The sequence below is a fragment of the Methylobacterium sp. WL69 genome, assembly GCF_008039485.1.
Lineage (GTDB): Bacteria > Pseudomonadota > Alphaproteobacteria > Rhizobiales > Beijerinckiaceae > Methylobacterium.
The window spans coordinates 1-17,878 of record NZ_VRUZ01000017.1 but is presented as its reverse complement, the minus strand read 5'-3'; the positions used below and the strand labels follow the sequence as shown (position 1 = coordinate 17,878).

Sequence of the window (17,878 nt, the reverse complement as noted above, 5' to 3'; positions counted from 1 at the left end):
CGGGGCCTTTCCGACGTCTCAGCCGCTCAGTGCGCGATGACCGTGGCGGTCTCGTCCTCGCCGATGACCGGACGGACCGGCGGGGCCGGCTCTTCCCACTCGATGGGCTCGGGCACCCGCACCAGGGCGTGCTTCAGGACCTGATCCATCCGCGAGACCGGGATGATCTCCATCCCGTTCTTCACGCTGTCGGGCACCTCGGCGATGTCCTTGGCGTTCTCCTCCGGAATCAGCACCGTCTTGATGCCGCCGCGGAGCGCCGCCAGCAACTTCTCCTTGAGGCCGCCGATGGGCAGTACCCGGCCGCGCAGGGTGACCTCGCCGGTCATCGCCACATCCTTCTTCACGGGGATGCCCGTGAGGGTGGAGATGATGGCGGTAGCCATGCCGATGCCGGCGGACGGACCGTCCTTCGGGGTCGCCCCCTCGGGAACGTGGACGTGGATGTCCCGGCGCTCGAACAGCGGCGGCTCGATGCCGAAATCGACGGCCCGCGAGCGGACGTAGCTCGCCGCAGCCGAGATCGACTCCTTCATCACGTCGCGCAGGTTGCCCGTGACCGTCATCTTGCCCTTGCCCGGCATCATGACGCCTTCGATGGTCAGCAACTCGCCGCCCACCTCGGTCCAGGCCAAGCCCGTGACCACACCGACCTGATCCTCCTCGTCGATCTCGCCGTAGCGGAACTTCGGTGCGCCGAGGAACACCGGCAGGTTCTCCTCGGTGACGGCCACCGCCTTCACCTTGGTGATGAGGATCTCCTTCACCGCCTTGCGGATCAGATTGGAGATCTCGCGCTCCAGGTTGCGCACGCCCGCTTCCCGCGTGTAGCGCCGGATGAGCATGAGCAGGGCGGCATCGTTGATCTGCCACTCCTTGACATCGAGGCCGTGCTTCTTGACCGCACCCGGGATCAGGTGCTTGCGCGCGATCTCGAGCTTTTCCTCCTCGGTGTAGCCGGCGATGCGGATCACCTCCATGCGGTCCATCAGGGGCGCGGGGATGTTCAGCGTGTTGGCCGTGGTGACGAACATCACGTTCGACAGGTCGTAATCGACTTCGAGGTAGTGGTCGTTGAAGGTCGAGTTCTGTTCAGGGTCCAGGACCTCCAGCAGGGCCGCCGAGGGATCGCCCCGGAAATCCATGCCCATCTTGTCGATCTCGTCGAGGAGGATGAGCGGGTTGGAGGTCTTGGCCTTGCGCATGGACTGGACGATCTTGCCGGGCATCGACCCGATATAGGTCCGGCGGTGACCGCGGATCTCGGCCTCGTCGCGAACGCCGCCCAGCGACATCCGCACGAACTCGCGGCCCGTCGCCTTGGCGATGGACTTGCCGAGGGAGGTCTTGCCGACGCCCGGAGGGCCGACGAGGCACAGGATCGGACCGGTCAGCTTGTTGGCCCGCTGCTGCACGGCCAGATACTCGACGATGCGCTCCTTGACCTTGTCGAGGCCGAAATGGTCCTCGTCGAGCATCACCTGGGCGCCGAGAAGATCCTTCTTCATCTTCGAGCGCTTGCCCCACGGGATGCCGAGCATCCAGTCGAGGTAGTTGCGCACGACGGTGGCTTCCGCCGACATGGGCGACATCTGGCGCAGCTTCTTCAGCTCCGCCACCGCCTTGTCGCGGGCCTCCTTAGTGAACTTGGTCTTCTCGATCTTCTCTTCGAGCTCGGCGAGCTCGTCCTTGCCGTCCTCGGAGTCGCCCAACTCCTTCTGGATCGCCTTCATCTGCTCGTTGAGGTAGTACTCGCGCTGGGTCTTCTCCATCTGCCGCTTGACGCGGGTCCGGATGCGCTTCTCCACCTGGAGCACGGAGATCTCGCTCTCCATCAGCGACAGCACGCGCTCGAGGCGCTGGGCCACCGTGGGAATCTCAAGGATCGCCTGCTTGTCGGCGATCTTGACGGCGAGGTGCGAGCCGACGGTGTCGGCGAGCTTCGAGGGCTCGTCGATCTGGGTGACGGCGGAGACGACCTCGGGCGAGATTTTCTTGTTAAGCTTCACGTAGTTCTCGAACTCGGCGATGACCGAGCGCGCGAGGGCCTCGGCCTCGACGCTGTCGCCGAGCTCGTCGGTCAGGGTCTCGGCTTCCGCCTCGTAGTAGGAGTCCGACTTGTTGAAGTGGGTGATCTTGGCGCGCCCGGCGCCCTCGACCAGCACCTTCACGGTGCCGTCGGGCAGCTTCAGGAGCTGGAGCACGCTGGCGAGGGTACCGATCTTGTAGATGGCGTCGGTGGCCGGATCGTCGTCGCTGGCGTTGATCTGGGTGGCGAGAAGGATGTGGCGGTCCGTGCGCACGGCCTCTTCGAGGGCGCGGATCGACTTCTCGCGCCCGACGAAGAGCGGGACGATCATGTGCGGGAACACGACGATGTCGCGGAGCGGCAGGACGGCGTAGGCGCCCGTCGAGCCCGGAACGACGGGCTGGCGCGATTTCGGTTGAGTCATGTCGGACTTCCTCATGATGGACGCCGGGCGGTCACTCCTCCGGGGAGCAAATGACCTGCCAGGGCCGACCGGGCCGCGAAGGGGTCGGAAGCATCGTAAAAAGGGCGGCTGGCGGCGGGACACCGCACCTCGAAAGGCGAGCGTGCGGCCATCGCGCTTGAGAATTCAGATGGAAGCGGGGACGGATGTTTTCAAGCATCCGCCCCGGTCCGGCCCATCATGACGCGGGCCGGACAAGAGCAGGCAGCGCTCAGGCGCTGACGCTGGCCGGGGCTTCCTTGTTGCGATCCCCGTGGATGTAGAGGGGGCGCGACTTGCCGTCGACGACCTCGGGTCCGATCACCACCTGCTCGACGGATTCGAGGCCGGGCAGGTCGTACATCGTCTCCAGCAGGATGGTCTCCAGGATCGAGCGCAGGCCGCGGGCACCGGTCTTCCGCTCGATGGCCTTGCGGGCGACCATGGACAGGGCCTCGTCCTGGAACGTCAGGTCGACGTTCTCCATCTCGAACAGGCGCTGGTACTGCTTGACGAGGGCGTTCTTCGGCTCCTGCAGGATCCGCTTGAGGGCGGTCTCGTCGAGGTCCTCCAGGGTCGCCAGCACGGGCAGGCGGCCGACGAACTCGGGGATGAGGCCGAACTTCAGCAGATCCTCGGGCTCGACGTTGCGGAAGATCTCGCCCGTGCGGCGGTCGTCGGGCGCCTGCACCGTGGCGCCGAAGCCGATGGAGGTGCCCTTGCCGCGGGCCGAGATGATGCGCTCGAGACCCGCGAAGGCGCCGCCGCAGATGAACAGGATGTTCGTGGTGTCGACCTGCAGGAACTCCTGCTGCGGATGCTTGCGGCCGCCCTGCGGAGGCACGGAGGCAACGGTGCCTTCCATGATCTTCAGGAGCGCCTGCTGCACGCCCTCGCCCGACACGTCGCGGGTGATGGACGGGTTGTCCGACTTGCGGGAGATCTTGTCGATCTCGTCGATGTAGACGATGCCGCGCTGCGCCCGCTCGACGTTGTAGTCGGACGCCTGAAGCAGCTTGAGGATGATGTTCTCGACATCCTCGCCGACGTAGCCGGCTTCCGTCAGGGTCGTCGCGTCCGCCATGGTGAACGGCACGTCGAGGATGCGGGCCAGCGTCTGCGCGAGCAGCGTCTTACCCGAGCCCGTCGGCCCGATCAGCATGATGTTCGACTTCGCCAACTCAACGTCGTTGTGCTTCGAGGCGTGGGCGAGGCGCTTGTAGTGGTTGTGGACCGCGACGGAGAGAACCTTCTTCGCGAAGTCCTGACCGATGACATAGTCATCGAGGACGCGGCGGATTTCCTTCGGCGTGGGCACGCCATCACGGGATTTCACCAGGGAGGATTTGGATTCCTCGCGGATGATGTCCATGCACAGTTCAACACACTCGTCGCAGATGAACACCGTCGGGCCCGCGATCAGCTTGCGGACCTCGTGCTGGCTCTTGCCGCAAAACGAGCAGTACAGCGTGCTCTTCGAGTCGTTGCCGCCAGTCTTGCTCATATCGGTCTCCGTTCGCGGGCATGGCACCGGTCCGGGGCGCACACGCATCCTTCGAATTTAATGGCGTCGTCCTAAAGAAACAGTCACCTGCGCGCATCTGCCGGTTCGGATCAGACTGACGATGCAAGCACGCTGCCGCGTCCGGATCAAGGCATGGACGCCGTCCCGCCTCGAAACGACGCGGCCGGACCCACGTGAGGGCCCGGCTCGCGCAGGGTTCAGGCGGCGGCGGGTTCCGGACGCTTCTGGATCACTTCGTCGATGAGGCCGAATTCCCTAGCGGCGTCGGCCGTCATGAAGTTGTCGCGCTCGAGGGCCTGGACGATGGTGTCGTAGTCGCGCCCCGTGTGCTTCACGTAGATCTCGTTGAGGCGCTTCTTCAGGGCCTCGATCTCGCGGGCGTGGATCAGGATGTCGGTGGCTTGGCCCTGGAAGCCGCCGGACGGCTGATGCACCATGATGCGGGCGTTGGGCAGGGCGAAGCGGTGCCCGGGCTCGCCGGCGGTGAGCAGGAGCGACCCCATGGAGGCGGCCTGGCCGACGCAGAGGGTGGTGACCGGGCAGCGGATGAACTGCATCGTGTCGTAGATCGACAGGCCCGAGGTCACCACGCCGCCGGGCGAGTTGATGTAGAAGGAAATTTCCTTCTTCGGGTTCTCGGCCTCGAGGAAGAGAAGCTGCGCCACGATGAGCGAGGCGCCGTAATCCTCCACCGGACCGGTGAGGAAGATGATGCGCTCGCGCAACAGGCGCGAATAGATGTCGAAGGCACGCTCGCCGCGGCTCGACTGCTCGACCACCATGGGCACGAGCGCGGAGTTATAATAGTCGACCGGATCTCTCATCATCACGTGCCCCAGGCTTCAAGGGGTCCGGCCGCGCCGCGAATCGGGCGCGGGCCGGACGTTTCAGCGAACTCCGGCGGCGATGAACGCCGCCTTACTTTCCGCCCGCCGCCCTCGAAAGGAGCACCGGGCTCAGTCGGCCTTGGCGACGGCAGGCAGGGCCTCGTCGCTTCCGGTCGAAACGGTCTCGTCCTTGCCGGACTCGGTCTTGTCCTTGCCGGACTCGGTCTTGGACGCACCCTCGGATGCCTCGGATTCGTCCTCGTCGGCGAACAGCGTCTCCTTCGAGACCGGCTCTTCGACGAGCTTCACCTGCCCGAGCACATGGTCGACGACCTTCTCCTCGAAGATCGGCGCACGCAGCTCGGCAAGCGCCTGGGCGTTCTTGCGGTAGAAGTCCCAGACCTGCTGCTCCTGGCCGGGGAACTGCCGGACCCGGGCGATCAGCGCCTGGTTCACCTCGTCGTCGCTCACCTTGATATCGGCGGTCTCACCGACCTGCGCAAGCACCAAGCCGAGGCGCACGCGACGCTCGGCGATTTTGCGGTACTCGGCGGTGGCCTTCTCCTCGGTGGTCCCCTCGTCCGCGAAGGTCTTTTCGCGGGTCTTGAGGTCCTGCTCGACCTGGGCCCAGACGGCGGCGAATTCCTGGTGGACGAGGCTGGGGGGCAGCTCGAACGCGTACTTGGTGTCGAGGGCGTCGAGGAGCTCCTTCTTGAGCTTACGCCGGGACTGCGCCTCGAAATCGCCGCCGATGGCGGTGGAGACCGCCTCCTTCAGCTTGTCGAGGGATTCCATGCCGAAGCCCTTGGCGAGCTCGTCGTCGATCTTGGTCTCGCCCGGCGCCTGGATGGCGGTGACGGTGACGTCGAACTCGGCGTCCTTGCCGGCCAGCGCCTCGGCGCCGTAGGCCTCGGGGAAGGTCGACTTCACCACGCGGTTCTCGCCGACCTTGGCGCCGACGAGCTGCTCCTCGAAGCCGGGGATGAACTGGCCCGAGCCGAGTTCGAGGTCGATGCCCTCGCCCTTGCCGCCCTCGAACTCGACGCCGTCGATGCGGCCGACGAAGTCGATGGTGACCCGGTCGCCGGTCTCGGCGGCGGCACCCTCGTCGCGGGCCGAGAAGCTGCGGTTGGACGACGCCATGCGGGTGATGGCCTCGTCGACCTCCGTGTCGGAGGGCTTGGCCACCAGCTTGGTCAGGCTGACGTCGGAGAGGTCGGCGAGCTCGAACGTCGGCAGCACTTCGAGCGCGACGTTGAACGACAGGTCGGCCTTGGCGTCCAGCGCCCGCTCGACCACGGACTGCTCGCCGGGGAACTCGACCTTGGGCTCGAGGGCGAGCTTGAGGTTGTTGTCCTGGACGATCTTCTGGTTGGCTTCGTTGACGGCGTTCTGCAGCACGTCGGCCATCACCGAGCGGCCGTAGAGCTTGCGCAGGTGGGCCACCGGCACCTTGCCGGGGCGGAAGCCCTTGATCTGGGCCTTGTCCTTGAGGGTCGACAGCTCGCTGTTCAGGCGCTCCTCGAGCTCATGCGCGGCAAGGGATACCTGAAACTCGCGCTTCAGCCCCTGGGAGAGTGTCTCGGTCACCTGCATGGTCGTTCTTCCGCTGTCGTCCGTGTGATGGCGTCAAATTCGGTCGGTCCCCACCACCCGTTGACCGGGCGGGAGGAAGATCGGCGCCAGAATGTCACGCTGAACCGAAGGCCGAATCGCAACGGCGGGCCCGGCCGGCCAATCGCGGTGAGCCAATCCGTTCCCTACAGCGATGGACTGGTGCGGGCGGAGGGGCTCGAACCCCCACGTCTTGCGACACTGGTACCTAAAACCAGCGCGTCTACCAGTTCCGCCACGCCCGCAAGCGACGACCTCCGGCGCGCATCCCGCCGCCAGAGCGCGGTCCTATAGCACGGGCGCAACGGGCCGCAGCAAAAAAAGTCGGGGTGTGCGATTCCGTGTGGGTCCGCCTCCGGACAGGCGGTCCGGCACGCCGGTTGGCGCGCTCCGGCCCGGCGTCTACAAGCGGCGCGGGCGTTTTCGACCGACCGTTCCCGCTGCCCGCCAGAGGTGTCATGCCGCATCGTTCCCCGTCGCCCGCCGCCGGATCGGCGCTCCCCGAGCCGGCGCTCTCGCGCCGGACCCTGCTCGGTAGCGTCGCGGCCCTGGCCCTCGGATCGACGGCGGCGGCCGCCCAGGCGCCGGCAAGATCGGGCTCCCCGATGAAGCCCGCGCCCGAGGTGAAATCCGAATCGAAGCCCGAGGCCCCGGCGCGGCCGCTCAGCGCCGGGCCCGGCACGACCCGCCTGAAGCCCGAGCCGGCGGTCGTGACCCCGGTCTGGTCCTTCGACGGTACGGCCGTTCCGCCGGTGGTGCGGGTCAGGCTCGGCGAAACCGTGCGCCTCCGGGTCGAGAACAAGACCGACAAGCCGCTCTCCCTGCACTGGCACGGCGTGCGCAACCAGAACCCCATGGACGGTGTGGGCGGCCTCACCCAGGCGCCGATCCCGCCGGGGGGCGACTTCACCTACGCGTTCGCGCCCCCCGACGCCGGCAGCTTCCTGATCCGGCCCCTCGTGATCGGCGGATCGAGCGAGCCGGCGGGCCGGGGGCTTTCCGGCATGCTCGTGGTCGAGGAGGCGGTGCCGCCAGCCGTGGACCACGACCTCACGGTGCTGATGCAGGATTGGCGGCTCTCCGACGACGGCACCCTGCTGCCCTTCGGCCAGACGGCCTTCGCGGCGAGTTCGGGGCGCCTCGGCAACCTCGTCACCGTCAACGGCAAGCCCGCGCCCGATGCGGTCCCCGTCCGGCCGGGCAGCCGGGTGCGCCTGCGTCTCGCCAATGCCTGCAACGCCCGCGGCACCCGCATCCGCTTCGACAACCTCAAGGTCTACGTCGCGGCGGTGGACGGCCAGCCCACGGACACGTTCGAGCCCCTGCGCGCCACCCTGCCGTTCCCGCCCGGCACCCGCTACGACCTGATGCTCGACATGCCGGCGGAGGTCGGCGCCGCGGGCAGCATCACGGCGCTCGTCGGCAACGGCCTGGCGCTCGCCACCCTCACCACCGGGGGCGAGCCGGTGACGGGAAAGCGCGGTGCCATCGGCCCCATCGGCGAGAACAAGCTCCTGCCGGCGGAGGTGAAGCTGCAGAACGCGCTACGTCGGGACGTGGTGCTGACGGGCGGGGCCCGCATCGACAAGGACAAGCCGGCGGCCGAGCCGGTCTATACGGGCGACGCGGCGAAGGTCTGGGCCGTCAACGGCGCCGGCGGCACCGCCGGGGTGGCGCCCCTGTTCACGGTCAAGCGCGGACAGGTGGTGGTGCTGGCCCTGCGCAACGACACCGCCTTCCCCCAGGCGCTCCACCTGCACGGCCATTCCTTCCGCCTGCTCCACCCCCTCGACGACGGCTGGGAGCCCTACTGGCTCGACACCTTCCAGCTCCTCGAAGGCCGCACCGCCCGCATCGCCTTCAAGGCCGACAATCCCGGCCGCTGGGTCATCGGCTCGACGGTGCTGGAGCGGTTCGACACCGGATTGTGGGGCTGGTTCGAGGTGACCTGACGCCCGGTCAGGTGTCCAGAACGTCCCGCAGCACCGCCGGGATCAACTCCGGAAGGTCCTCGGCGATGAGGCCGGGGCCGTGGCGGCGTCCGGCATCGCCGTGCATCCAGACGGCGGCGGCGGCGGCCTCGAACGGATCCATCCCCTGCGCGAGCAGGCCGGCGACGAGGCCGGACAGTACGTCGCCCGAGCCGGCGGTGCCGAGATAGGGCGTGCCGTGGTCGTTGATGGCGGCGCGGCCATCCGGCGCGGCGATGACGGTGTCGGCCCCCTTGAGCACCACCACGGCGCCGGCCAGGGAAGCGGCCCGGCGCGCGCGTTCCAGTTTCGACAGGTCGTCGGACACCGCGTCCGTTCCCTCGAACAGCCGGGCGAACTCGCCGTCATGGGGGGTCAACACGGCCTGCGAGTCGCCCTCGGTGAGGTGGGCGGCGAGCAGGCGCGCCTGCCCCTTGAAGCTCGTGAGGGCGTCGGCATCCAGCACGAGGCGACGCGAGGCCGCCGCCGCCACGGCGACGAGGTCGCGGGTGGCCTCGCCCATGCCGAGGCCGGGGCCGGCCAGGACCACGTTCAGGCGCTCGTCCACCAGGAGGTCGTCGAGGTCGTCGGCGCTGTCGCAGGCGCGCAGCATGATCGCCGTGAGATGGGCGGCGTTCTCCGCCATGGCGGCCGCGGGCGCGGCCACGGTGACGAGGCCGGCCCCGATCCGGAGCGCCCCGCGCGCGGCGAGCCGTGCCGCGCCGGTGCGATGGACCGGTCCGGACAGGACCAAGACGTGACCGCGCGTGTACTTGTGGCTCGTCGCCTCCAGGCGCGGAACGGCACGTCCCCACAGGGCCGGGCCGTTGCGCCACAGGGGGGCGTCCGTTCCGAACCCGGCGTCCAGATCCGCATCGCCGGTGCCGATCTCGGCGACATGGAGCGTGCCGCAATGGGCGCGTCCCGGCTGAAGCAGGTGCCCGACTTTGAGGGCGACGAAGGTGACGGTCTCGACGGCCCGCACGGCGACGCCACGGACGGCGCCGGTGTCGCCATCGATGCCGCTCGGCACGTCGACGGCGATGACGGGCACGGCCGCCCGCGCGAGACGCTCCACGCAGGCGGCCGCGTCCCCGTCGAGGTCGCGCGACAGGCCGGCGCCGAACAGGGCATCGACGACGAGGCCGTAGGCGGAGAAATTCACGATGTCGGACACCCGCAGGACGGGACCGGTCCATCCGGCCGCCGCCCCGGCGGCATCGCCCTTCAGGTCGGCGACCGGCACGAGGGCGGCGAGATCGACGGAAATACCGTCCTCCACGAGAGATCGGGCCGCCACGAACCCGTCGCCGCCGTTGTTGCCGGGCCCGCACAGGACGAGGACGCGCCCGCCCTCCGGCAGCCGGGCCCGCACCCGGTCGGCGACGGCGGCCCCGGCCCGCGCCATCAGCTGCGCCCCCGCGGTGCCCCCCCGGATCGCGGCGGCATCGACCCGGCGCATGGCCTCGACCGTGAGCAGGCGCGTCGTCATCTCGTAGTCCCTCACGATCCCGGGTTTCCCTGCATGCCTGCGCGCCGCTCACACCCTGCCTCACGCTGGTCCACCGACGGGCGCGAGATCGAACGATTTGCAGGGCATGCACATTCGTTGTGCAGATTTTAGCCGACCATCGTCAAAACGGCGTGGCGAAGGCCCGGCGGCGATGATACCAAAGTGGTTCAGAGCAGCATCGAGGTCAGGCCCGCCCGGCATGAAGAAGATCGAAGCGATCATCAAGCCTTTCAAACTGGACGAGGTGAAGGAAGCCCTCCAGGAGGTCGGCCTGCAGGGGATCACCGTGATCGAGGCCAAGGGCTTCGGCCGCCAGAAGGGCCACACGGAGCTCTATCGCGGCGCCGAGTACGTGGTCGACTTCCTGCCCAAGGTGAAGCTCGAGATCGTGCTGTCGGACGCCCTGGTGGAGGGCGCCGTCGAGGCGATCCGCAAATCGGCCCAGACCGGGCGTATCGGCGACGGCAAGATCTTCGTCTCGTCCATCGAGGAAGCGATCCGCATCCGCACCGGCGAGACCGGCACCGACGCGATCTGATTCTTTTTTCCTGATCTCGTCCCCTTTCCTGATCTCGTCCCCTTTCCTGATCTCGTCCCCGGGCATCCGCCGATACGCGCGGTCCGACACGGACCGGGTCATCGCCGTCGCAGCACCGTGCCGCCGTCCGTCATAACGGAATCGCTGCTCTGTTTTCGGGCAATGGTGTTTTCTTCGCGCAAACCGGGTCCACCCCGCGCGAAAACCCTATAAACCCGAGCCCAACCGCGGGCCGCTCGGCGGCCGGCGGCAAAACCACGGCTGAATGCCGCGAACGAAGGAGACCCCCGAGGATGGCCAAGACTGCAGCCGATGTCCTGAGAGAGATCAAGGACAACGACGTCAAGTACGTGGACTTTCGGTTCACCGATCCGCGCGGCAAGTGGCAGCACGTGACGTTCGACGTCTCCCTCGTGGACGACGAGATTTTCACCGACGGCACCATGTTCGACGGCTCGTCCATCGCCGGCTGGAAGGCCATCAACGAGTCGGACATGCTGCTGATGCCGGACCCGGCCACGGCCTGCATGGACCCGTTCTTCTCGGCCTCCACCATGTCCATCGTCTGCGACGTGCTCGAGCCCTCCACCGGCGCGCCCTACAGCCGTGACCCGCGCGGCACGGCGAAACTCGCCGAGGCGTATCTCAAGTCCACGGGCATCGGCGACACGATCTATGTCGGCCCCGAGGCCGAGTTCTTCGTGTTCGACGACGTGAAGTTCGCCTCCGACCCGTACCAGACCGGCTTCAAGCTCGATTCCACCGAGCTGCCGATCAACGGCTTCACCGATTACGAGGGCGGCAACCTCGGCCACCGCATCCCGATGAAGGGCGGCTACTTCCCGGTGCCGCCGCAGGATTCGGCCCAGGATATGCGCGGCGAGATGCTCGCCGCCATGCAGTCCATGGGCGTGAAGGTGGAAAAGCACCACCACGAGGTGGCGTCGGCCCAGCACGAGCTCGGCATGAAGTTCGACACGCTGACCCTGCTCGCCGACCACATGCAGATCTACAAGTACTGCATCCACAACGTCGCCCAGAGCTACGGCAAGACAGCGACGTTCATGCCGAAGCCCGTCTACGGCGACAACGGCTCGGGCATGCACGTGCACCAGTCGATCTGGAAGGACGGCAAGCCGCTCTTCGCCGGCGACAAGTACGCCGACCTCAGCCAGGAATGCCTGTGGTTCATCGGGGGCACGATCAAGCACGCCAAGGCGCTCAACGCCTTCACCAACCCGTCGACCAACTCCTACAAGCGCCTGGTGCCGGGCTACGAGGCGCCCGTGCTGCTGGCCTACTCGGCCCGCAACCGCTCGGCTTCCTGCCGCATCCCGTGGACGACCAACCCGAAGGCCAAGCGCGTCGAGGTCCGCTTCCCCGATCCGATGGCCAACCCCTACCTCGCCTTCTCGGCCCTGCTCATGGCGGGCCTCGACGGCATCCTCAACAAGATCGATCCGGGCCCGGCCATGGACAAGGATCTCTACGACCTGCCGCCGCGCGAGCTGAAGAAGATTCCCACCGTCTGCGGCTCGCTCCGTGAAGCCCTGCAGAACCTCGACCGCGACCGCGCCTTCCTCAAGATGGGCAACGTCTTCACCGACGATCAGATCGACTCGTTCATCGAGCTCAAGATGACGGAAGTGATGCGCTACGAGATGACCCCGCACCCCGTCGAGTTCACCATGTACTACTCGCTCTGAGGCGAGCGGGCCGGGCGCACGCGCCCGACCTTTCGGACGATCGCGACGCCGGGGCCTCGAAGGGGGCTCCGGCGTTCCGCGTTTTCGGTCTCGAGGAAGGCGCGGCCCCGATCCCATCCGGTCGCCGAGAGGGTATTCTGCGGGTCGAGAACCGGCCGGGATGGGCGCCGGTCGGGGAAGGGAAGAACCACGCCCGCCGTGTCCCGGCCTCGAAGCGGCGTTGAGGGGTCGGTCACCGGCCCTGTGCATTTGGGCTCCACGCACGGGGGCAACTCCCCGACTTCGGTCCGCGTCGCCGAAGCCGTGCAGCAAGGCAGGAACGCACCCTGACCAACAGGCAATAAAGTAGGGTTTTGGTCCGCTGCCGTGACGCTGCCTCACGCCACCGTGCGATCCACGCACACGATAATGCAAAGAGGGACGATCGCAAGTTGTAGAAAGGCTCTTTCTACTTTATAAATAGTCCAATTCAATATTTCTCAGGTATGGACTTCGATCGCGCATCGATTGACAATAGACAGATGCTTTAGGTAGGCGGAGACATACAGCAGACAAGGGGCGTTCGCTCGGTCACGTCGCGCTGTCGTCCGAGTCGAGCCCTCTCCATGTCGAAGACGTCTTTCCACGCCAGTCTTCTGGCGACCGTCAGCCTGTTGTCGGGTGCCGCGCAGGCCCAACAGGCCAGCGACCCCATCATTGCGCTGGACGAACTGTCCGTGTCGGGCGACGGCAAGGCGGTGTCGCGGGGCTACCAGCCGGTGCGCTCCTCCATCGCCATGGGCTCCGAGACGCCGATCCTCAAGATTCCGCAGGCGGTGGCCGTGGTCACCGAGCAGGCGCTGCAGGATCAGGGCGTGCGCACCCTCGACGAGGCGCTCTACAACGTTTCGGGCATCACCCAGACCAACACCCTCGGCGGCACCCAGGACGCCTTCATCCGCCGCGGCTTCGGCGACAACCGCGACGGCTCGATTCTTCGCGATGGCCTGCGGACCGCGCTGCCGCGCTCGTTCATGCCGACCACCCAGCGCGTCGAGGTGCTGAAAGGACCGGCCTCGGCCCTCTACGGCATCCTCGATCCCGGCGGCCTCATCAACATCGTCACCAAGACGCCGCGTTTCGTCCAGGCGGGCTACATCGAGACGTTCGGCACCAGCTTCAACGGCGGCGGCGTCGAGGCGGACCTCACCGGCCCCATCGCGGGCACCAACCTCGCCTATCGCTTCATTGCGCAGCATCGCAACGCCGAGTACTGGCGCAACTTCGGCACCCAGAACCAGCAGGTCGTCGCCCCGTCGGTGACGTGGCAGGGCGACGCCACGCGGGTGACGCTGGCCTACGAGTGGTCGCACTACAAGCTTCCGTTCGACCGCGGCACGATCTTCGACCTGCGTAACGGCAAGCCCGTGAACGTGCCGCGCGACCGCCGCTTCGACGAGCGCTACAACATCACCGCGGGCGAGAACCACGTCGCCAGCCTCAACGTCGAGCACCGTTTCGATGCCACCTGGAAGGCGAACTTCAACTACGCCTTCAGCCACAACTTCTATCAGGACAACCAGGCCCGGGTGGTGTCCTACAATCCGGCCACCAACGCCCTGGTGCGCAGGGCCGACGCCACGCAGGACTCGAACTTCTCGGTCCATTCCGGCCGCCTCGACTTCACCGGCAAGGAAACCTTCCTCGGCGTCGAGCACGACCTCCTCGTCGGCGCGTCCTACGACCACTCCGACGTGCTGCGCACCCGCCTGATCCGCGGCCCCAACAGCACCAGCTTCAACATCTTCAATCCCATCTACGGCCGGCTGCCGCAGAGCTTCGCCGTCTCGGCCGTGGACAGCGACCAGCGCGAGCGCATCGAGACGGCCTCGGTCTATGCGCAGGATTCGATCTCGCTCACGGAGCAGCTCATCGTTGTCGGCGGCCTGCGCTATCAGGATTTCTCGCAGATGGCCGGCAAGGGCCGCCCGTTCAACACCAACACGGACGTGTCGGGCGGGCGCGTGGTACCCCGCGTCGGGCTCGTCTACCTCCTGACGCCGAGCCTGTCGGCCTACGCGTCCTACAGCCAGACCTTCCGGCCGAACTCGTCCATCGCGAGCTTCATCGGCGCCCTGCCGCCGGAAGAAGGCGAGGCCTACGAGGTCGGCCTGAAAGCCGAGCTCTTCGACGGAATCACCGCCACGGCCGCCCTGTACGACATCACCAAGGCGAACGTCCTCTACACCGAGGTCATCAACGCCATCAGCTACAGCCGCACCGCCGGCAAGGTGAACTCCCGCGGCTTCGAACTCGACGTCGCCGGCCAGATCGCCCCGGACTGGAGCGTCATCGCCACCTACGCCTACACCGACGCGGTGGTGACGGAGGACCCGACCCTGAAGGGCAACGAATTGCTCAACGTCGCGCCCCACACGGCCTCGGTGTTCCTCACCCACGATTTCGGACCGGTGGGCGACGGCCGCCTGCGCGCCGGCCTCGGCGGGCGCTACGTCGGCTCGCGGCCGGGCAGCGCCGCCAACACCTTCCGGATGCCGGACTACGCGGTGGCCGACGCGTTCATCGCCTACGACACCCAAGTGGCGGACCGGCCGGCGACGGTGCAGCTCAACCTGCGCAACCTCACCAACGAGACCACCTACACCTCGTCCATCGGCACCAACCTCGGCGTGGCGTTGGGCGAGCCGTTCCAGGCCATCGTCTCGGCGCGCCTGTTCTGGTAGGGCGCAAAGCCATGGTCCGCACGATCCTGTTCCGCCTGCACTGGGCCCTCGGCCTCAGCGCCGGCCTCGTCCTCGTCCTCCTCGGCGTGACCGGCGCGCTGATGAGCTACGAGGACGCCATCGGCGACTGGGCGAACGGCGACCGGGCCTTCGTCGCCGTGCGGGACGCGGCCCGCCTCGGCCCCGAAGCCCTGGTGGCGCGGCTGGAAGCACAGCGCCCCGGCCTGAAGGTGAACGCCCTCACCTTCTCGGGCGACCCGGAGCGGAGTCCCCGCGCCCGCTTCGTCTACGACGCCCGGACGGGTGAGCGGCCGGTCTCGGTCTATCTCGACCCGTATGACGGACACGAACGCGGTGAGGCGCGTCTGGAATCCGCGTTCGCGACGGTGCGCGCCCTGCATCGCTGGCTCCTCGTGCCGGGCGACGGCAAGGGCTGGGGCCGCAGCATCACGGGCGCCAGCACCATCGCCCTCCTCGCCTTCCTCGCGACGGGCCTCTACCTGCGCTGGCCCCAGATCCATTCCTGGCGGATCTGGCTGAAGCCCAACCTCAGGCGCCCGGGCCGCGCGCGCTGGTGGTCGCTGCACACCATCGCGGGGACGTGGCTCCTGCCGGTCTACGCGGTCATCGCGCTCTCGGGCCTGTGGTGGTCCTACGACTGGTACCGGACGGCGGCGACCTACGTGCTGACGGGCGAGGCGCCGCGTGCCAAGCCCGGCCGCGTCCTCGGCCGCACCGTCGAGACGGCGCCCCTCGCCCTCGACAGGGCCTGGGCCGCGTTCAACGCACGCGAGGGCGCCGGCGCCCACCTCGTCATCGTCGCCCTGCCGGGACCGGACACCACGGCGATCCGCATCCGCTATCTCGGCAGTGCCGCCGACCATCCGAAGGCGCGCGACGAGATCACCTACGACCCGGCCACCGGCGAACGCCTGACGGCCACCCGCTACGCCGACAAGCCCCTGGGCCGGCTCATGGCCGACAACATGCTGGAGGTCCATCGCGGGCGCTTCTTCGGCGGGTTCGTCGCGTTCGTGTTCTTTGCGACCTCCCTGCTGATGCCGCTCCTGGCGGCGAGCGGCCTCGTCCTCTACGTCCTGCGCCGCCGCAGCGCCCGCAGGCGCGCGAAGGCCGCGGCGCCTGGGATCGGTCCGGTGCAGGGCTTGAATGCCTGACGAAGAGGGTTGGCCGCGGCGCTTTCGGCGTCCAGATTAGGGGAGAGCGGGCCGCGAGACGCCCGCCCCCAGGGAGATGCCCATGCCCGTTCACCGACTCCGTCACGTCCCGGCGCGCCGCCCACGCGGCCCGACCCCGCTCCTCGGCGCCGTCGCAAGCCTGATCGCGGCCGGCGCCCACGCGGAGGGCGATTCCCGCATCACCGGCCTGTGGAAGCTCGTCTCCTACGAGGTCGAGATCCGGTCCAGCGGCGAGAAGGACCCGGTGATGGGCGCGCACCCCACCGGCTACGCCTACTTCACGCCCGAGGGCCGGGTGTTCTTCAACCTCACGGGCGAGGGCCGCAAGCCCGCCAAGGACGCCGAGGGCAAGGCCCGTCTCCTCGACACCACCGTGTCCTACACCGGCAAGTTCACCACCAGCGGCGACCAGTGGACCACCCGGATCGACACCGCCTGGAATCCCGACTGGATCGGCACGGACCAGACCCGCACGTTCAAGCTCGACGGCAAGCGGCTCGAAGTGCTCACCCCGTGGCGGATCATGCCGAACTGGGCCAAGCAGGGCGAGACCCGCAGCATCGTCACCTTCGAGCGCGCCACCGACGGCTGACACGACCCAAATCCCCCACCGGAGCCCGCCATGCCCCTCGTGATACCCGTGATCCTCGGCTCCGTCCGCACCGAACGCCAGGGCCTGCGCGCCGCGCGGTTCCTGGTCACACAACTGGAGGCGCGCGGCATCGAGGCGCCCCTGGTCGATCCGGCCGCCCTGCAGCTGCCGCTGCTGGACAAGATGTACAAGGAATACCCCAAAGGGTCGGCGCCCCCGGCTCTGGAGGAGCTGGCGACGCTCTATCGCCGGTCGGACGCCTTCGTGGTGGTTTCGGCCGAGTACAACCATTCGATCCCGCCGGCCCTGTCCAACACCCTCGACCATTTCCTCGAGGAGTATTCCTGGCACCCGTCCGCCATCTGCTGCTACTCGGCCGGGCAGTATGGCGGCGTGCGCGCGGCGATGCAGCTGCGTGCGATGATGGCCGAACTCGGTGCGTCGAGCATCCCGTCGCTCCTGCCGATCCCGCGCATCGGCAAGGCCCTCGATGCCGAAGGCAACGCGCAGGAGGAATGGCTGACCAAGGCCGCCAGGCGCTTCCTCGACGAGCTGGTCTGGTACGCCGAGGCCCTGCAGGCCAAGCGCGCGGGCGGCACGCCGTACTGAAGGGCTGGCCCGGGCCTTGCCCGGGTAGACGCCATCGCGCTCCAACGGACAGCCCCATGAACGACGTCAGACACCTCCTTGCCAGCCTCGTGAAGGCGGCCCTCATGGGGGACGACCGCGCCAGCCTCCTGTGGCGCGAGGAGGCGCGCCAGGACCATGGCCGGATCGTCGCCGATCCGGCCGCCGTCGCGCATCTCAAGATCGACGGGATGTGGACCCTGGCGGTGGGCGACGCCGAGGCGCCGGAATTCCGCGCGGCGGAAGGCCAGGTCGAGTTCGGGCTGCCGGCCCTGTGCCCGTTCACCCTCGGCGAGATCGCCGCCCCCGATCTCGACATCGACGCGGCGGTGGAGCGCATCCGCCAATCGGCCGCCACGGGCTGATCCGCCGCGGCGGACGAAACGGTGTTGAGGGCTGCCCCCGCGCCCGTTGCCCGGAAGCGGGGTCGAGCCCATGTTATGGGCTTGAGGCCGTGATCCCGTGCCGGGATCGGCCAAGACCTTCTAGCGTCGGGCCATGCGCCCGCGCCGCGAGCCCGAGCCTTTGGCCAAGCGCATCAATCCGAATCCCGGGCGCCCCCCCCCCCCCCCCCCC

General features: G+C 68.0%; 13 protein-coding genes and 1 tRNA gene. 8 read left to right on the top strand and 6 right to left on the bottom strand.

Features of this window, described 5'->3' with window-relative positions:
* Positions 1–26: 26 nt before the first annotated feature.
* The 5 genes from lon to FV218_RS07440 all read right to left on the bottom strand — a co-directional run bounded on the left by lon (position 27) and on the right by FV218_RS07440 (position 6,682).
* The gene (lon, locus tag FV218_RS07460; protein WP_147709259.1) at positions 27–2,453 is read right to left on the bottom strand and encodes an endopeptidase La; all 2,427 of its coding nucleotides are present in this window, start codon (positions 2,451–2,453) and stop codon (positions 27–29) included.
* Positions 2,454–2,703: 250 nt separating this feature from the next.
* The gene (clpX, locus tag FV218_RS07455; RefSeq protein ID WP_056097220.1) at positions 2,704–3,975 is read right to left on the bottom strand and encodes an ATP-dependent Clp protease ATP-binding subunit ClpX; all 1,272 of its coding nucleotides are present in this window, start codon (positions 3,973–3,975) and stop codon (positions 2,704–2,706) included.
* Positions 3,976–4,193: 218 nt separating this feature from the next.
* Positions 4,194–4,820 (bottom strand): ATP-dependent Clp protease proteolytic subunit, encoded by a 627-nt coding sequence (locus FV218_RS07450; protein ID WP_056097293.1) that lies wholly within the window; start codon positions 4,818–4,820, stop codon positions 4,194–4,196.
* A gap of 132 nt (positions 4,821–4,952) precedes the next feature.
* Complete coding sequence (tig, locus tag FV218_RS07445; protein WP_056097222.1) at positions 4,953–6,419, bottom strand: trigger factor; 1,467 nt, start codon at positions 6,417–6,419, stop codon at positions 4,953–4,955.
* 178 nt (positions 6,420–6,597) lie between these two features.
* Positions 6,598–6,682 (bottom strand) — tRNA-Leu (locus tag FV218_RS07440).
* 213 nt (positions 6,683–6,895) lie between these two features.
* Between FV218_RS07440 and FV218_RS07435 the strand changes: the two genes are divergently transcribed.
* On the top strand, positions 6,896–8,389 hold the full coding sequence (locus FV218_RS07435) for a multicopper oxidase family protein (RefSeq protein ID WP_147709258.1): 1,494 nt from the start codon (positions 6,896–6,898) through the stop codon (positions 8,387–8,389).
* A 7-nt stretch (positions 8,390–8,396) separates the two neighbouring features.
* Here FV218_RS07435 and FV218_RS07430 read toward each other — a convergent pair whose 3' ends face one another.
* Entirely contained in the window at positions 8,397–9,899 is a 1,503-nt protein-coding gene (locus FV218_RS07430) for an NAD(P)H-hydrate dehydratase (protein ID WP_147709257.1), read from the bottom strand.
* A gap of 220 nt (positions 9,900–10,119) precedes the next feature.
* On the opposite strand from FV218_RS07430, the gene FV218_RS07425 reads away from it, so the two are divergent.
* The 7 genes from FV218_RS07425 (at position 10,120) to FV218_RS07395 (ending at position 17,667) form a co-directional block, all read left to right on the top strand.
* Complete coding sequence (locus FV218_RS07425) at positions 10,120–10,458, top strand: P-II family nitrogen regulator (protein ID WP_056097227.1); 339 nt, start codon at positions 10,120–10,122, stop codon at positions 10,456–10,458.
* Positions 10,459–10,751: 293 nt separating this feature from the next.
* A complete protein-coding gene (gene glnA / locus FV218_RS07420; protein ID WP_056097229.1) occupies positions 10,752–12,164 on the top strand; it encodes a type I glutamate--ammonia ligase in 1,413 nt (470 codons plus the stop codon).
* Positions 12,165–12,769: 605 nt separating this feature from the next.
* The gene (locus FV218_RS07415; RefSeq protein WP_147709256.1) at positions 12,770–14,887 is read left to right on the top strand and encodes a TonB-dependent siderophore receptor; all 2,118 of its coding nucleotides are present in this window, start codon (positions 12,770–12,772) and stop codon (positions 14,885–14,887) included.
* An 11-nt stretch (positions 14,888–14,898) separates the two neighbouring features.
* Positions 14,899–16,062 carry a PepSY-associated TM helix domain-containing protein gene (locus FV218_RS07410; RefSeq protein ID WP_147709255.1) on the top strand — a complete coding sequence of 388 codons (1,164 nt, stop codon included), beginning with the start codon at positions 14,899–14,901 and terminating at the stop codon, positions 16,060–16,062.
* Positions 16,063–16,144: 82 nt separating this feature from the next.
* Complete coding sequence (locus FV218_RS07405) at positions 16,145–16,675, top strand: lipocalin-like domain-containing protein (RefSeq protein ID WP_147709254.1); 531 nt, start codon at positions 16,145–16,147, stop codon at positions 16,673–16,675.
* A 30-nt stretch (positions 16,676–16,705) separates the two neighbouring features.
* On the top strand, positions 16,706–17,284 hold the full coding sequence (locus tag FV218_RS07400) for an NADPH-dependent FMN reductase (RefSeq protein WP_147709253.1): 579 nt from the start codon (positions 16,706–16,708) through the stop codon (positions 17,282–17,284).
* 56 nt (positions 17,285–17,340) lie between these two features.
* Positions 17,341–17,667 (top strand): hypothetical protein, encoded by a 327-nt coding sequence (locus tag FV218_RS07395; RefSeq protein WP_147709252.1) that lies wholly within the window; start codon positions 17,341–17,343, stop codon positions 17,665–17,667.
* Positions 17,668–17,878 lie beyond the last annotated feature (211 nt).

Bases quoted from the DNA above. Each gene is read 5' to 3' on its own strand.
- lon (WP_147709259.1), bottom strand. From the start codon at position 2,453: ATGACTCAACCGAAATCGCGCCAGCCCGTCGTTCCGGGCTCGACGGGC.
- clpX (WP_056097220.1), bottom strand. From the start codon at position 3,975: ATGAGCAAGACTGGCGGCAACGACTCGAAGAGCACGCTGTACTGCTCG.
- FV218_RS07450 (WP_056097293.1), bottom strand. From the start codon at position 4,820: ATGAGAGATCCGGTCGACTATTATAACTCCGCGCTCGTGCCCATGGTG.
- tig (WP_056097222.1), bottom strand. From the start codon at position 6,419: ATGCAGGTGACCGAGACACTCTCCCAGGGGCTGAAGCGCGAGTTTCAG.
- FV218_RS07435 (WP_147709258.1), top strand. From the start codon at position 6,896: ATGCCGCATCGTTCCCCGTCGCCCGCCGCCGGATCGGCGCTCCCCGAG.
- FV218_RS07430 (WP_147709257.1), bottom strand. From the start codon at position 9,899: ATGACGACGCGCCTGCTCACGGTCGAGGCCATGCGCCGGGTCGATGCC.
- FV218_RS07425 (WP_056097227.1), top strand. From the start codon at position 10,120: ATGAAGAAGATCGAAGCGATCATCAAGCCTTTCAAACTGGACGAGGTG.
- glnA (WP_056097229.1), top strand. From the start codon at position 10,752: ATGGCCAAGACTGCAGCCGATGTCCTGAGAGAGATCAAGGACAACGAC.
- FV218_RS07415 (WP_147709256.1), top strand. From the start codon at position 12,770: ATGTCGAAGACGTCTTTCCACGCCAGTCTTCTGGCGACCGTCAGCCTG.
- FV218_RS07410 (WP_147709255.1), top strand. From the start codon at position 14,899: ATGGTCCGCACGATCCTGTTCCGCCTGCACTGGGCCCTCGGCCTCAGC.
- FV218_RS07405 (WP_147709254.1), top strand. From the start codon at position 16,145: ATGCCCGTTCACCGACTCCGTCACGTCCCGGCGCGCCGCCCACGCGGC.
- FV218_RS07400 (WP_147709253.1), top strand. From the start codon at position 16,706: ATGCCCCTCGTGATACCCGTGATCCTCGGCTCCGTCCGCACCGAACGC.
- FV218_RS07395 (WP_147709252.1), top strand. From the start codon at position 17,341: ATGAACGACGTCAGACACCTCCTTGCCAGCCTCGTGAAGGCGGCCCTC.